Here is a 14,721-nt window from a genome sequence, read left to right as displayed (position 1 = left end):
TTTTCATGCTCTCCCTCTTTTTAACGACAAAAGTTTATGCTGCTTGTTTCTTTTTAACGTAGTTAAGAATCCATTTAGACTGGGATTTATTAAAGATAAACGAACCGGCAATATAAGCAGCCGCACCAATTGCAATTTTAAGTACAAATAGAATCAATACGTTTATTTCAATCTCTAACAAATTCATTCCATATAGTACAATAATCATGAGCACTAACGATTGCACAGTAGGCAGCAATTGCTTACATACAGCTCGTACAGATACACCTAAATGCTTTCTGATGAGCCATAATCTTGTTGTCTCTACAAGAACAACGCGGCAGCATTCTGCTATAGCAACTGCTAGAAGGCCATGCTTTACTCCAATAAGAACTAACGCCGTAAAAGAAACAAAAGAAAATACACTAAGCTTCATTTCTAAATCAGGTCGCCCGATACCTCGCAGCACCGGTCCTCCTACTACACTGATAGAAGATATTCCCCCTGCTATGAGCAGCAACTGAAGAACAGGCACAACGTCCATCCACTTCTCTCCATACAGGACATAAATAAACTCATGTGCCACAAGGGCTAAACCGAAGCAAATTGGAAGTGTAATAAAGGCTAATTTTGAAACGACGTTTAAATACATATCTTTTAGTTTGCTAGGATCGTCTTGCTGTCTGGATACTTCTGGAAAGACAACCCTCATCACAGCTCCTGAAAGATAATATCTAGCTAGTGCTCCCCACTGAAAAGCTAGTGTATAAATTCCTAAGATTTTATCTCCTAAAAAACGCCCTACTAAAAAGAAATCTACGTTGTTATTCATATACATAAATAATTGAGAACCCAGTACATTTGCGCTATACAAGAACAAGTCCTTCAACTCATCCATGTAGATAGCAAATTGAATACGGTATTTAGAGTATTTAAAGACAACTAAAGATTGAATGAACGGTCTAAATACATATTTCGCTGATACTGCCAATAACCCGTTGATATAGAGTGCTAGGATAATAGCAGCGATACTTGATACTACCTCAGCTAAGATATCGACCTTTGTCACATCTTTAAATTGATTATTTTTCATTAACAGCGCTCGATGGGTACTTCCAATCGAACCTACTAAAATCCCTATACAAATAAAATGTAAAATGATAATTACGTGTGTATCGCGATAGAAATCAGCGATAGCCCCTGAACTAAAGTACAGAGCTCCTGCGATGACAATAGAAAAAATGATATTCAACCAAAAAGTAGTAGAGACAACTTTTTGAATATCACCTTTTTTAAAGATTAAATATGAGTTTAAGCCAGCCTCTTGCACCACAAATGCAAATCCAGCGAATACAATAGCCATCCCTAAAATCCCAAATGTTTCTGGACTCAGGATTCTGGCTAATGCTACATTGGTCATAATATTAATGAACTGAACGCCGACAATACTCAAAAACGACCATATAGTATTACGAGACATTGAAGAAGACATAATTTCACCTATTTATTTCTGAATTTAATCGTTCGTTTAATATGCATCTTTTGATCCAAATAAAACGCCGACTGTTTTTAAAATGATATTGATGTCGTATCCAATCGTACGTTTTTGGATGTACTGCAAATCAAGCTCCACCATTTCTTCAAAGCCGATATTGCTTCTGCCGCTTACTTGCCAAAGACCTGTACAACCTGGTGTTACAAGAAGTCTTTGTTTATCGTATTCAGAATATTGGTTCACTTCTCGTTCTAAAGGAGGCCTTGGACCTACTAGGCTCATCTCCCCTTTTAATACATTCCAAAGCTGAGGCAGTTCATCTAAACTGGTTTTTCGAATAAAACGTCCAATCTTTGTGATACGAGGATCATGCTTCATTTTGAACATGATGCTTCCTGTTTCATTTTGCTCTAGCAAATCTTTTAGTCGTTCTTCAGCGTCAGAAACCATGGAACGAAACTTAAACATATGAAACTCTTTCTCATTTTTCCCAATTCGCTTTTGACGAAAAAAGACAGGCCCTTTAGGGTCTTCTACTTTTATAGCAATTGCAATGATAAGAAATACCCACGATAACAAAATAATTCCAATTAATGCACCTGAAATATCGATCATCCGTTTTCCCATGTAGTAAGAAACAGATTGTTGTTGAACAACCGCTTCTATGTTCTGAGTTGGGTACGAAACCGATGATTTACTTTGTGCTACTTTTGATGCGCTCAAAAACAAACCCTCCCATTCGCCCTTATTGTTTTACAGTATTTAATTGAGCAAGCTCATCGATTAAATTGCGCACATCATCACGCAGTTCTTCGTGATTTAATGCGAATTCAAGCGTTGTACGGATAAAGCCTAATTTTTCACCCACATCATAACGTTTGCCCTCAAAGTCGTAAGCAAATACGCGTTGGATTTCATTTAGCTTTTGAATCGCATCCGTTAATTGAATTTCCCCGCCTGCACCAATTTCCTGCTCTCCTAAAAATTTAAAAATTTCTGGTGTGAATACATAGCGTCCCATAATAGCAAGATTTGAAGGTGCTGTTCCTTTTGCTGGCTTCTCCACAAATGTATTTACTTGATGACGACGGCCTTCATTTGAAATAGGATCAACAATTCCATAACGGTGAGTTTGATCGTCTGCAACTGTTTGAACACCGATTACAGATGATAATGTTGTTTCGTATTCATCCATTAATTGACGCAAGCAAGGTGTATCAGCTTGAACAATATCGTCCCCTAACAATACAGCAAAGGGCTCGTCCCCAATAAAATTACGTGCACACCAAACCGCATGTCCAAGGCCTTTTGGCTCTTTTTGACGGATATAGTGAATATCTACGTTAGAAGACTGGCGAACTTTTTCCAGCAAATCAAACTTCTCTTTTTCTATTAAATTGTTTTCTAGTTCTGGTGCATAATCAAAATGATCTTCAATTGCACGCTTTCCTTTTCCCGTTACAATAATGATATCTTCAATACCTGACTCTACTGCTTCTTCAATTATGTATTGGATTGTTGGCTTATCGACAATAGGCAGCATCTCTTTTGGCATTGCTTTTGTAGCCGGTAAAAACCTTGTTCCCAGCCCTGCAGCTGGAATAATAGCTTTTCTTACTTTTTTCATAATAGAATATTTCCTCCTCTGTAAATAGATAAAAAGGTAATTATTAATAAAAGTGGGCATTTAACCCCCCTCACACCATACTTTTGACGACATGCGTCTAAGGTTATTCAAGCACCCACAGTATAATCGAGTACCTCCATTGATAAAGGTTGGGAGATATCACCTAGATTACTAAAAACATTATATATTTTGTTAAATAATACTATATATTTTTTATAAAGTAATAAACTTGTAAGGGTATCTTACAAAATGAAAAATTCCGATTTTTCCGACCGATTGTTAGAAGAATTTTCAATTATTAAAATTAATATACCTATCTTTTAATTACCCGGTCTCAGACACTTACCAAATTAATTTAAGTATATTCAACTATAAAGGAAATAAAATATATTAATTTAACTAAGAAAATATCGTTACCTGATCCAAAAGTCCCAAAAATACACTTTATGTTAGCATAAGAAAAATATAGTTTCAATATCTTATTTTGTCGAAACATTCTTCATGCCCTTTTATTGCCTTATTATGTTCTCTTTAACTCCTTAAATAGAGTTGATAACTACCATAAATACTCTTCTATTAATTGTATAATATTAAAATCAATATAATTTATCCGAGGGAATAAATTATATTTTTTCATATTTATTCCTTTAATGAAATATTACCAATAAACAGTCTTACTTTCTTGGGTCTAGAGGCTTGTTTCTAAATTTTTTTATCCTATAAGAAAATATTCGGCAAAGTATAATGTTAGCGTTATCATACCTTACTCCTATAAAGTTACTGTTTTTGTCATATTCGACTTCAAACGAATAACTATGTTTTTAGAACTAATACCAAAGACCTAATATAAATTGAGTCAACATAGTGAAATTTTATAATGTTACTGTAATCAGAAAGTTATTTAAATTGCTAAGAACAAAAAAGCCACTGTTTTAACACTTTTCAATGACTTAGCTTATTTATAATAATACAGGCAAACTAATGCAAGTTTCTAACAGCCTTTCCGTCCCTTCTACTAAATCAACTCACGTTCTTAATATTAAAAAACAAGTGTTACAACTAAAATTTTAATCTTCTGTTTAATTCTTTTTAACATTACTTAATTCTATAATTTTTTCACTATCTAAATAATAACTTCTATCACACTCAACTCAGAAGGCTTCTCAAGCATGTCTCTAATTGTTCTAAGACAAAATGTTTATCTCATTTTCCACAATCGTTTCTAATATCTGAGGAGGTAATTTAATAACTTTGAAAATGACAAACCGGCCTATTTTTTGATCTTAAATTTAAATTAGAACATTTCTTTCTAAATTAATTCTTCTACTTCTACTACACAAGATAAAGGGATGTAAGACCAAACAGGTTATCATTAATAAAATGTAACCTGCCAATTATTATTTGATCCTTTGCAGATTGAATTAATCTCATAATTAAATCTATTCACCTATTTAAATATGGAAGCAGAATAGCCAAGCATAGCTATCGTCATATCATTGGCTAAGACTTTAAAGTTTTATCTAAATTTTACGTTTGAGATTCCACTATAATTTAGTAATTTTTCTTTATACTAAATTAGTGTCAAAAATTAAGATATCTAAATTTTGTAATAAAATTGAATAATTTTTAATTTTTTTCTCCTTGATCAGTTACTAACATTCTCTAAAAGATATATAGTTATATATAAAAAGGTTATTTTATAACTTAAATATAAAAGGTTAGAACTATCACTAAAAAGCGGATAAAACCCTAAATTGTTCTTTAAGAAGAACATAACCTTGAATTAAATGTTATTTTTTCAATAATTTCATATTGAAAACGCAAAAAAACCCTTTATAATGAACAACAGACGCTACATATAAAGGAGAGGTTTTCACGTGATCGGTGATCGCATTAAAGAAATGAGACTGCAAAAACGTTATTCTATTACTAGGCTAGCGGAGAAAGCACAAATATCAAAATCCTACCTTTCACAAATTGAAAAAGGTTCAAACTCAAACCCTTCCTTACAAATGCTTCATAAAATTGCTGCTTCTTTGGGCACAAGTGTTGACTATTTAATTGATGAAACAAATGAACATATCGAAGCTAATCCCTATATTACGGAAGAATGGATGGAGTTATTAAGCAAAGCTATAGGCCAGGGCATGACAAAAGAGGATTTTATTGAATTCTACCAGTACCTGTCCTTCAAAAAAAATCTACAGGCAGTGAAGGATTCTAAGCATTAAGTAAAAACACTGCGTGACAATACTCTGATTAACTTCTTTTCACCTATTCTTATTGACGTATAAATAATCCTTTATAACTATATTCTGCATAATATTTGCAAAGTAAAATTGATTGTTTGTATAATTGTTAATAAAAGTAAGTAAGGCTAGTATCGAGAGCTTCTTCAACCACGACAGCTTTACTCCTTAAGGTCTGGGGAGGAATAATCATGACTGACAAATTAAAAGAAAAAGTAGATTTAGAGAAAGAGTGGATTTTACTCATGAAAGAAGCCTATGAGATGGGTTTATCGATTGATGAGGTAAAGAATTTTGTTCAAGAAAGTAAACAAAATTAGCTGAATTTTGTTTCTTTTATATTAGATTATTTAAAAATTTGTTATCAGCCCTTAAATTTCTTGCTTTTTTCTCTTTTTTTTCTTAAGCTAATACAATCAAGTAAAATAAAGGAAATGTCATCATGATAAAAAAAATCGCTGTTATATTAATGATGCTTGGCATCGCCCATTTTTCCCACACACCTCATTTACAGGTCACAGCTCCAAGCAGCTGGAGTAACTCCTCTGTTTGGGACCATAATGCTACGCTCTGGTCTATTTTAAAACCTGGCAGTGAGTTTTACACTTCCTACAGCTACGGATTTAATCTAGAATTTATCCTTCGTAAAATTGCTCATATTTCCTTCTTTGGTGTATTAGCTGTTTTAATTTACTGGAACTTAAAAGAAAAGCCTGGGCGTTATGTAAAAGCAGGACTATTGCTTGCTTCCTTTGCTTTTTTGGATGAGGTTCACCAAGCTTTTATTATTGGTCGAGACGGCCGGATTGTAGATGTACTCATTGATTCATTTGGAGGCGCTTTGTTTTTGTTTCTTCTATATAAAAATAAAACAAAGCATAGAAAAGCAAAGCGAAATGAATATAGTTCTTCTATTATAAAAAAATGAGCCCTTTAAATCAGGGTTCATTTTTTTATGTTTTTATTTACACCTACTCTCTTAAATACCTCTTGTTGAAGCTCTTTTATTCTTCCTTTACTTTCTGTCATGCTGCTGCCTGCTACTACGAAATAAAACTTAATTTTCGGCTACGTTCCCAAAGGACGAACAGCTACCCATGAACTATCTTGCAAATAGTATTTCAGTACATTTGATTTTGGTAAATCAATCGTTTCATACGTCTCTTCTACTGTATATATGCGCTCTTTGCTTTGATAATCTTCTATCTTTGTAACAGGTACGGTTCCAAACTCTAAAGGCGGATTATCTCGTAAATCCGTTAAGATATCGTTAATTTGCTCGATACCTTTTTGTCCTTTTATGGTTATAGAAGAAAGAGCTTCTTCGTAATAGTCATATGTTTCAAAGAGTACCATCAAACGTTCATAAAGAGAGCTTTCAATAGATTTATAGTAAGCTGCTGCTTCTGTAATTATCGCCGCTGCCTGTACGGCATCTTTGTCTCTCACAAAGCCTCCGATTAAATAGCCATAGCTTTCTTCATATCCAAATTGAAATGTATATATCTCTTTTTTACTATACTCCTCAATTTTTTCCGCAATATATTTAAATCCCGTTAATGTATCAACGGTCTTCACCTCAAAGTCTTCGGCAATTACTCTCCCTAGCTCTGATGTTACAATGGTTTTCAGTATAACGCTGTTACCATCGAGATCGCCTTTTTTCTGCTTTTGTGTTAATAAGTAATCAAGCAGCAAAGCACCAACTTGGTTGCCAGTCAGAAGCCTATACCCTCCCATAGGATCTTTTACGGCTATTCCTAAACGGTTGGCGTCAGGGTCCGTTGCCAGCAACAGTTCAGCTCCTGTTCTTTTTCCATACTGAATGGCCATCTGAAAAGCTTCTGAATCCTCAGGGTTAGGTGATGCTATAGTTGAAAAGTCAGGATCAGATGATGCTTGCTCTGTGACCAATGTAATGTTTGTAAACCCAAATGCACGGAGGGCTTTGGGAACAACTTTGCTTCCCGTACCGTGCAACGGCGTATACACTATCTGCAGCTTCTCTTTTTCTAGTAGCTCTGCTTGTTGCTGTAGACCTTTGACGTAATCCACATACACATGATCCAAATTTTCTCCAATGTAGCTTAATACGTTTTCTTTCAGCATCACGTGTTCATCTTGTACGGGAATATGGAGTTCATTTTCAACTTTATTCATATAAGAAATTATCTCATCTACGGCTGTTGGCGGAAGCTGTGCACCGTCTTGTCCATATACCTTATATCCGTTATAAACGGCGGGATTATGACTTGCGGTAATCATAATCCCTGCATAAGCATACAGATAGCGCACGGCAAAAGACAATTCAGGTGTTGGGCGCATCTCTTCAAATACGTACGTCTGAATATCATGTACACCCAGTGTTTTAGCTGCTTCTAGCGCAAACTCTTGTGACTGATGACGGGAATCATAAGAAATGACGACACCTCTTCTTTTAGCATCGGTTCCTTGCTTTTCAATATATTTCGCCAGCCCTTTGGTTACTTTTCGAACTGTATAGATATTCATGCGATTGGGGCCGGGTCCTAACTCTCCTCTCATGCCTCCTGTTCCAAATGCCAATTGTGTGTAAAAAGCATCTTTCAGCTGCCATTTTGTCATTTGCTGCAACTCTTCTTTTAATTCCGGCTGCAAGTCTCTAAAGTTTCTCCATACCTTATATGTATTCACCCAGTTCATATTCATCTCTCCCTGTCCTATGTTTTCTTTATTTTATTGTGAACCTTATTTATGAACTGTTTATGAATAACAAAATGCGAATTAGAAAAAAACATCACTTTCAAGTTCAATCATTTTACTATTCATTGAAGTTAGGATATAAAGATGGATATAAAATGTTTTTTAGAAACTCGCCCTATTTCGACACTATTTCTAATTGCTTTCTACTAAAATAATAATAGTTATTTAAAAAATTTATTCAGATAAAGGCAAAGCTGCTGAAAAGCAGTGACGCAAAGCTTCAGGTCTAAGGCTATGTTTAAAACATGCTACGATAGCTGAGTTCCCTGACAAGGGTGGATGAATAGTGATGAACACAAATGAAAAATTAGCAGTAGATCAAGAATGGATTGATCTATTAAAAGCGGCTCATGAACTCGGATTAAAAATAGAAGAAGTCCGAGAATTCTTATTAACGAATAAGAACAACCAATAGTAAAAGCACGCTTCTTCTATGTTGAAGCGTGCTTTTACTATTATTTATATTTTAATCCCTTTTGCCTCACGTTGATCAAATGTATAAATCTCCGTAAATCCGCACTGTTTCGCCATTTCAACCGCTTCTTTCATATGAGCTCCTACGGTTTCGGCAAAGTGTGAATCAGATCCAATCGTTAAGATTTCTCCGCCTAAATCACGGTACAGCTGAACGACTTCAAGTGCCGGCAGCGCTTCGCCCAGCTTCCCTCTTATGCCTGATGTATTAATTTCAATACCGATATTTCGGTCAATCGCTTTTTTCAAAATATCAGCAAGAATATCTTTGAATTGATGAAATTCGTAAATGCCGTATTGCTCAAACGCATAGCGCTTCATTAAATCTAAATGAGCCAAAACATCAATATCCGCTTCGCTTACTAGCTTATACATTTCATTAAAATAAGCTCGGTAAATCGCTTCTTTGTCATTCAGCTCCAAATGCTTGCGAAGCTTGATGTTATTAATATTGTGAACCGACCCTAAAATAAAATCAAAGTTCTCCTGCTTCACTGTTTTTTGATACTTCTCTTTCAAATAGTGCGGCTCACAAATCTCAATACCTTTTTTAATCACTAGCTGATCTTGAAACTGATCTCTGCATTCCGCTAGTTCTCGTTCATATTTATTAAAATCCATATGACCATACGTTGGCACTAATGGATTTAATGAAAAGTGCTCGGTAAAACAAATTTCGTTTACGCCGTTTTTTATAGCCTGCTCGCAAACTTCTTTCATGACTGCCTGTGAGTCAAATGAATTGTTCGTATGATGATGATAGTCTACTAGATACATAATTTAGTCACCTCTAGGTTTATTATACATTTCTCTTGCCTTCCCTGCACATAGAGACCCTTTTCCCCTCCTATCCCGCCTTTGTTCGGTCATAAAAAGTATTTCCAATAAAAAAAGACGTTTTTCCTCTTCCAGTAATCCTTTTTTTCTTATAAACTAACTTAATATAGCAGATGTTCTGACATACAACTTGACAAACAACTTTTACTTACAAAAGAGAAAGGAAATAAGAAATGGAAATTGAAAAGAGTTTTTCTCAAAGCAAAAGCCCCTTTCTGTCTTACTTAAGCTCTTATACGAAAAAGATGAAAGGAGAACTAAAAGAAGAACCGAAAATTAATTACAGAGATGCAGTCGTTTCTTCTTTAGGAGGCTTAATTGCGATTATCATCAGCAGCTCGATTGCACTCGCACTTGGGTATCCAATGGCGCTTGCTCCGATTGGCGCAAGCTGCGTGCTTGTCTTCGGTGCTCATAAAGGCCCTTTATCACAGCCTCGTCACGTGCTTGGAGGGCACTTGCTCGCAACGGTTTCAGCACTTATCATTTGGAGTTTATTTCATCGAAGTCTTATCACGATTGCGATTGTGCTTGCGTTTGTTCTTATTTTAATGATTCTTACCAAAACCGTTCATCCTCCCGCGGCGGCTAGTGCGATTGTAGCCATTAACACAGGAGCCGGCTGGGGATTTTTAGGGGTTATTATACTTTGTGCATGTGTGGTTGTACTGATTTCTACGGTGTATAATAATTTATTTCAAGATCGGCAGTATCCCAGGTATTGGGTTTAATACATAAAAAAGACGTCTCCTCATAGAAGACGTCTTTTTTATTTGTTTTTCCTTACAATATATTTTTTGCTGTTTCAGGGTCCATTTAGTAGCTTTTACTTTACTTCAGTTGAACTAATAAGCTGGTAAACCCCTAGACTTCCATCAGGTAACTCTTTTACTTTATGAATACTATTGAATTTTTTATATTTAACAGATCCGTCTCCGTACGAAATATCATACTCTTCTGTTGTATACACTTTATACATAGTATCATCAAGTTTTGTTACTCTATTTACATTAAAGCTTAATAAATCTTCTGTTATTCCTTTTTTGATTAGGTAAGCTGTATACTCTTTTTGTTCCTTGTATTTTGGTCCGTTAGAATCGATATACGGCTCTGCAATAGAGAAGTCTCCACTGTTGATTGATGAAATTGTAGCATACATATATTGTTCAATAAAACTCGAAACCTCGCTAGTAGATATTCCAGAATCAGCTTTTGAATCTTGGTCACCCGACTGTTCTTCCTTAGAAGGAGCTGATGCTTCTGCCGTATTTTCTTCGTCAAAATTAAGCGCAATATCTTCCATTCCTTTTTTGATTGACACTTCTTCCGTTTTCTTTTCTCCAGAATCAAATTTGCGTTCTGCATATACTTTTACAGAACCATCCATTGGCAGTGGACCTAGATAATCAATATCGCCAATTTCTGTTTTTGTGTCTTTACCATTAACGAACAGCGTCGCGTCATCATAATCTGAAGAAACGTATACTGCATGATCTGACCAATCAAACTCAACGTTCACATCTTCTCCGTTGGTACCGTCAATCTCTTGTTCGTTTTCAACTTTTCCATAATCATTTTGAACTTCACCTTTTATGGCATGTGTCCCAGGTAAGAACGGCCCAATCTTTTTAGAAGAGTCACTGCTTACCGTTCCAGCTTTTTTACCGTCAATATATACCGCTGTCGCATCTTCTGTAGACTGAACTTTTGCATATACAGGGTTTACTTGTACCGTGTAATGATCAAAGATTCCCCATTTCTTTCCGTCTTGTTCTAGCTTAGCATATGAAGAGTGATCTTCGCTTGGGACTCCTGCTTCAAGCGCTCTGCTATCTGCCGCTAACCCTTCAGAGATTGATTTCATTACATCCGGATTTTCATGCAAATATGTAATAAATGATTTTGTTTGCTCATCGTTGGCTTCTAGTTGAATTTGACCATCATTTACATATTGTTTTACTTTATCAACATCATTGCCCTTTACTGAAGCAATAAATTGTTCTGATACTGCTTTAGGCACCATCATTGTTTTATCTATTCCGTAATAAGCGCCGCCAAGTATAGCAGCTGCTGCTATAACTGAAATCGCAACAACCTTTGTTTTTTTATTTGGAGGTTTTATCGATTCTCTCCCTTCCTTTACTGAAGGTGATGCAGATTCTACGTAACGCTTTGATTCTGCTCCTTCACTAGAAGCCGCTTTCCTTTCGACGGGATGTCCACACTCTGGACAAAATTCATGCTCATTTGTTAACTGATGTCCACACTCTCTACAATATCCCAATTTCTACACTCCTTTTTCATAATGGTATGAAAAAGCACCGCTGTACACGATGCTTTCTGTCGACTTAAAATAGATCATTCAATTCAGTGCTGTCTCCCATTCTTGTAATAATGGTTCTGGCTTCTTCTCCTAAACCATTCGCAATGAACGTCAGCACAATCGTAATTACTACGTACACAGTAAGAGTGCTATAGATACGATCAAGCCCATTTGTTCCGCTTTGCTTAAAGCTAGCAATCGTAAATGGAACCACAAGGAAAATACTCAATAAACCAAAATTCATAAAATAAGAAAAGTATTCAACATGGAGAAATGCAAGCACAAGCCCAATTAAAAGAAGTGCTGTTGGAATAATCAAAAACGTGCCAAAGCGTGAGAAAAATTCTTTAAAGGAAACGTCTACTTTTCCAAACTTTGCTGCAATGTATGTGGCTCCAATAATAACCGCGAGTCCAATAAAAATGAGAATCCCTTGCTTAAAGACAAAGTCCGTAAAATTAAAATGAATAATACTATTGATGTCTGTCGCTTTTATAAAATTAATGCCCATATTAAATTCCTCTATATCAGATGGGTCCATCTCTGCACTTATAACAGGCAGTTTGAACATGCTTCGAACAAATTGAATCAACAATAGCTTCCAGCCTGCATACAGCATAATAGGTATACTAAGAGCATAAAGAATGACTGTGATAAGAGCATTAACGAATTGGCTTTCACCTGCTGCTTGTGCTGTAGCTGTTGGGTTTTTAATCCCTTCTGCAAAATAACTAAAAAATGATTTTGACACCTTTTTCGCCTGACGAACACGCTGATTAGGTTGTTGAGGCACATACGCTGTTTGCGGCTGGTGTTGAGGCTGGTATTCAGATGCTGCTGCCGCCTGGCTTACAGCTGCCTCTTCTTGTAATTTATAACCGCATTTCACGCAAAACTTCCCGCCATCATTAAAATGACCGCAATTTGAACAATTCAAATACTTCTTCCTCCTTCAATAAATTGTTTAAAATATAGTCATATAGATTTACCTATATGTAATCTATATAATTCTATATTCATACCTTTTAGCATTATACACCATTTTTGGTATTTCAGGAGAGGTGTTTTCAGCAGATCAGCTTAAAAAGTTTCTACCCAAACTTCTTCGCAGAATTCTTTCTTTTATTTCTACATGCATGTTGCATATAAACCTTCCTTTTATGCTTTTGGTTCACCAATAAAACTATTTTATGCCTTAACTATCTTGTTTTAATTTTCAGAATTGTTTATACTCAAGACATCTTTGTTTTTTTAGAAAAGCATTGGAGGTGAATTCACAGCACGATTTATACATACTCAAGGGGGATTTTTTATGTTGAAATTAATTGGGGTTTTGCTAGTGGCAGTGGGATTTTTATTTCGTCTAAATACACTGCTTGTGGTGACTGTCGCAGGCATCGTGACAGGTCTTGTATCAGGCTTATCGCTCCATGAAGTGATTACGATGTTCGGCCAGTTCTTTGTAGATAATCGCTATATGTCTATGGCTATTTTACTTACTCTTCCTATATTCGGCGTGTTGGAAAAATACGGGCTGAAAGAACAAGCGGAAGTGCTGATAAAAAAAGCAAAAAACGCTTCTTCTGGAAATGTTTTACTTATATATCTTTTTATACGTGAAATCTCAGCCGCAGTCGGCTTAAATATAGGAGGACATGCTCAATCCGTGCGTCCGTTAGTTGCACCTATGTCTGAAGGCGCAGCTCGTGCCAAATACGGAGAGCTTCCTCCTAAAGTAAAAGAAGATATTCGCGCTCACGCAGCGGCAGCTGAAAATACAGGCTGGTTTTTCGGAGAAGATATCTTTATCGCAACGGGTGGAATTCTCTTAATGAAAGGTTTCTTTGACTCAGTAGGCATTCACGTAGACGTCTGGGATATGGCGCTTTGGGGTATTCCCACTGCAATATCAGCTTTAGTAATCAGCGCTATTCGTTTCCGTCAATTAGACCGACGTATTCACAAAAAAATGACGAAGCACAAACCAACATCATCTTCAAAGACGGAGGCGAGCTAAATGAAAAGCATCCTGACACTTGATACGATTTACTACTTACTCGGTATTATTGTCGCTTTTATCGCGATTCGAATTGCACGTGACCCTAACCATCCTAACCGTTTAGGATCTTCCCTATTCTGGGCGCTGTTTTCTATTACGTTTTTATTTGGCAACGTGATTCCGTCTTTTTATGTAGGGTGCTTAGTTATTATCATGGTGCTGCTTGCTTCGTTTAATCGCGTGACCAAATCTAATGAAGCGCAAACACCTGCTGAAGAACGAGTGGCGCACGCGCAAAGATTAAAAAACAAAATCTTTTTACCAGCTTTATTTATTCCTATTTTTACGATTATCGGTACTCTTCTTTTTGGCAAAATTAAATTTGGAAACTGGGCGTTAATTGACCCAGAAAAGGTCACGTTAATTTCACTAGCAATCGCAGCTGTCATTGCCTTTATCGCTTCACTTGGTGTTACTAAGGCGAAAATGGACGTGCCTGTTAAAGAAGGAAGCCGTTTGCTTCAAGCAGTCGGCTGGGCGGTGATTTTACCGCAAATGCTCGCAGCGCTTGGCGGCATCTTTTCAAAATCAGGCGTTGGAACAGTAGTCTCGGATATTGTAAGTGACGTACTGCCGACTAACTACGCGTTTGTTGCTGTGCTTGCTTACTGCCTCGGGATGCTGCTATTTACGATTGTAATGGGAAATGCGTTTGCGGCGTTTGCTGTGATTACCGGAGGCATTGGACTTCCACTGATTGTACATATGCACGGAGGGAACCCTGCTATTATGGCCGCGTTAGGGATGTTTGCGGGTTACTGCGGAACGCTTTTAACACCGATGGCAGCGAACTTTAATGTCGTGCCTGCCATGCTGCTTGAATTGAAAGACAAAAACGCAGTCATTAAAGCACAAGTGCCAATTGCTCTTTCAGTTTTTGTGATTAATACGTTGCTGATGTACTACCTTGTATATCACTTTTAAAGGAGATTAATA

General features: G+C 36.3%; 13 protein-coding genes, 1 pseudogene and 1 riboswitch. Of the genes and pseudogenes, 7 read left to right on the top strand and 7 right to left on the bottom strand.

All coding sequences use genetic code 11. The features are described from left to right. Positions 1-34 precede the first annotated feature (34 nt). From Q5794_RS05845 to galU, 3 genes are all read right to left on the bottom strand, one after another. Positions 35-1,471, bottom strand: a complete 1,437-nt coding sequence (locus tag Q5794_RS05845; RefSeq protein ID WP_374988830.1) for a lipopolysaccharide biosynthesis protein — start codon at positions 1,469-1,471, stop codon at positions 35-37. Positions 1,472-1,507: 36 nt separating this feature from the next. Further along, a complete protein-coding gene (locus tag Q5794_RS05840) occupies positions 1,508-2,140 on the bottom strand; it encodes a sugar transferase (RefSeq protein WP_374989199.1) in 633 nt (210 codons plus the stop codon). A 79-nt stretch (positions 2,141-2,219) separates the two neighbouring features. Beyond that, the gene (galU, locus tag Q5794_RS05835; RefSeq protein ID WP_374988829.1) at positions 2,220-3,101 is read right to left on the bottom strand and encodes a UTP--glucose-1-phosphate uridylyltransferase GalU; all 882 of its coding nucleotides are present in this window, start codon (positions 3,099-3,101) and stop codon (positions 2,220-2,222) included. Between the two features lie 1,877 nt (positions 3,102-4,978). Between galU and Q5794_RS05830 the strand changes: the two genes are divergently transcribed. The 3 genes from Q5794_RS05830 to Q5794_RS05820 all read left to right on the top strand — a co-directional run bounded on the left by Q5794_RS05830 (position 4,979) and on the right by Q5794_RS05820 (position 6,278). Beyond that, on the top strand, positions 4,979-5,332 hold the full coding sequence (locus Q5794_RS05830) for a helix-turn-helix domain-containing protein (protein WP_374988828.1): 354 nt from the start codon (positions 4,979-4,981) through the stop codon (positions 5,330-5,332). 209 nt (positions 5,333-5,541) lie between these two features. Next, the gene (gene sinI, locus Q5794_RS05825) at positions 5,542-5,670 is read left to right on the top strand and encodes a DNA-binding anti-repressor SinI (RefSeq protein WP_328575119.1); all 129 of its coding nucleotides are present in this window, start codon (positions 5,542-5,544) and stop codon (positions 5,668-5,670) included. Between the two features lie 122 nt (positions 5,671-5,792). Next, positions 5,793-6,278, top strand: a complete 486-nt coding sequence (locus tag Q5794_RS05820; protein WP_374988827.1) for a VanZ family protein — start codon at positions 5,793-5,795, stop codon at positions 6,276-6,278. Positions 6,279-6,295: 17 nt separating this feature from the next. Here Q5794_RS05820 and Q5794_RS05815 read toward each other — a convergent pair. Next, a pseudogene (locus tag Q5794_RS05815) lies at positions 6,296-8,032 on the bottom strand (phospho-sugar mutase). Between the two features lie 237 nt (positions 8,033-8,269). Then, positions 8,270-8,362, top strand: a riboswitch (cyclic di-GMP riboswitch). Between the two features lie 19 nt (positions 8,363-8,381). Between Q5794_RS05815 and Q5794_RS05810 the strand changes: the two are divergent. Next, positions 8,382-8,507, top strand: coding sequence for an anti-repressor SinI family protein (locus tag Q5794_RS05810; protein ID WP_268587862.1), 126 nt, complete (start codon positions 8,382-8,384; stop codon positions 8,505-8,507). A gap of 44 nt (positions 8,508-8,551) precedes the next feature. On the opposite strand, the gene Q5794_RS05805 is transcribed toward Q5794_RS05810, so the two are convergent. Continuing rightward, positions 8,552-9,343, bottom strand: a complete 792-nt coding sequence (locus Q5794_RS05805; protein ID WP_374988826.1) for a histidinol-phosphatase HisJ family protein — start codon at positions 9,341-9,343, stop codon at positions 8,552-8,554. Between the two features lie 233 nt (positions 9,344-9,576). Here Q5794_RS05805 and Q5794_RS05800 point away from each other — a divergent pair, with 233 nt between their 5' ends. Then, entirely contained in the window at positions 9,577-10,134 is a 558-nt protein-coding gene (locus Q5794_RS05800) for an HPP family protein (protein WP_252284778.1), read from the top strand. A gap of 95 nt (positions 10,135-10,229) precedes the next feature. On the opposite strand, the gene Q5794_RS05795 is transcribed toward Q5794_RS05800, so the two are convergent. Then, on the bottom strand, positions 10,230-11,687 hold the full coding sequence (locus Q5794_RS05795; RefSeq protein ID WP_374988825.1) for a zinc ribbon domain-containing protein: 1,458 nt from the start codon (positions 11,685-11,687) through the stop codon (positions 10,230-10,232). A 64-nt stretch (positions 11,688-11,751) separates the two neighbouring features. Beyond that, positions 11,752-12,663: a zinc ribbon domain-containing protein gene (locus Q5794_RS05790; RefSeq protein WP_374988824.1), complete on the bottom strand. Its 912-nt coding sequence runs from the start codon at positions 12,661-12,663 to the stop codon at positions 11,752-11,754. Between the two features lie 375 nt (positions 12,664-13,038). On the opposite strand from Q5794_RS05790, the gene Q5794_RS05785 reads away from it, so the two are divergent. Both Q5794_RS05785 and Q5794_RS05780 read left to right on the top strand, forming a co-directional pair. Beyond that, positions 13,039-13,743: a DUF969 domain-containing protein gene (locus Q5794_RS05785; RefSeq protein WP_013055804.1), complete on the top strand. Its 705-nt coding sequence runs from the start codon at positions 13,039-13,041 to the stop codon at positions 13,741-13,743. Next, complete coding sequence (locus tag Q5794_RS05780; RefSeq protein WP_374988823.1) at positions 13,744-14,709, top strand: DUF979 domain-containing protein; 966 nt, start codon at positions 13,744-13,746, stop codon at positions 14,707-14,709. It abuts the gene before it with no gap. The last annotated feature ends 12 nt before the right edge of the window (positions 14,710-14,721 follow it).

It is taken from the genome of Priestia megaterium, from assembly GCF_041941685.1.
Taxonomy (GTDB): domain Bacteria; phylum Bacillota; class Bacilli; order Bacillales; family Bacillaceae_H; genus Priestia; species Priestia megaterium_C.
The sequence above is the reverse complement of the archived record's forward strand: the minus strand, read 5'-3'. Positions and strand labels throughout refer to the sequence as shown.

Bases quoted from the DNA above. Each gene is read 5' to 3' on its own strand.
- Q5794_RS05800 (WP_252284778.1), top strand. From the start codon at position 9,577: ATGGAAATTGAAAAGAGTTTTTCTCAAAGCAAAAGCCCCTTTCTGTCT.
- Q5794_RS05805 (WP_374988826.1), bottom strand. From the start codon at position 9,343: ATGTATCTAGTAGACTATCATCATCATACGAACAATTCATTTGACTCA.
- galU (WP_374988829.1), bottom strand. From the start codon at position 3,101: ATGAAAAAAGTAAGAAAAGCTATTATTCCAGCTGCAGGGCTGGGAACA.
- Q5794_RS05785 (WP_013055804.1), top strand. From the start codon at position 13,039: ATGTTGAAATTAATTGGGGTTTTGCTAGTGGCAGTGGGATTTTTATTT.
- sinI (WP_328575119.1), top strand. From the start codon at position 5,542: ATGACTGACAAATTAAAAGAAAAAGTAGATTTAGAGAAAGAGTGGATT.
- Q5794_RS05820 (WP_374988827.1), top strand. From the start codon at position 5,793: ATGATAAAAAAAATCGCTGTTATATTAATGATGCTTGGCATCGCCCAT.
- Q5794_RS05810 (WP_268587862.1), top strand. From the start codon at position 8,382: ATGAACACAAATGAAAAATTAGCAGTAGATCAAGAATGGATTGATCTA.
- Q5794_RS05780 (WP_374988823.1), top strand. From the start codon at position 13,744: ATGAAAAGCATCCTGACACTTGATACGATTTACTACTTACTCGGTATT.
- Q5794_RS05845 (WP_374988830.1), bottom strand. From the start codon at position 1,471: ATGTCTTCTTCAATGTCTCGTAATACTATATGGTCGTTTTTGAGTATT.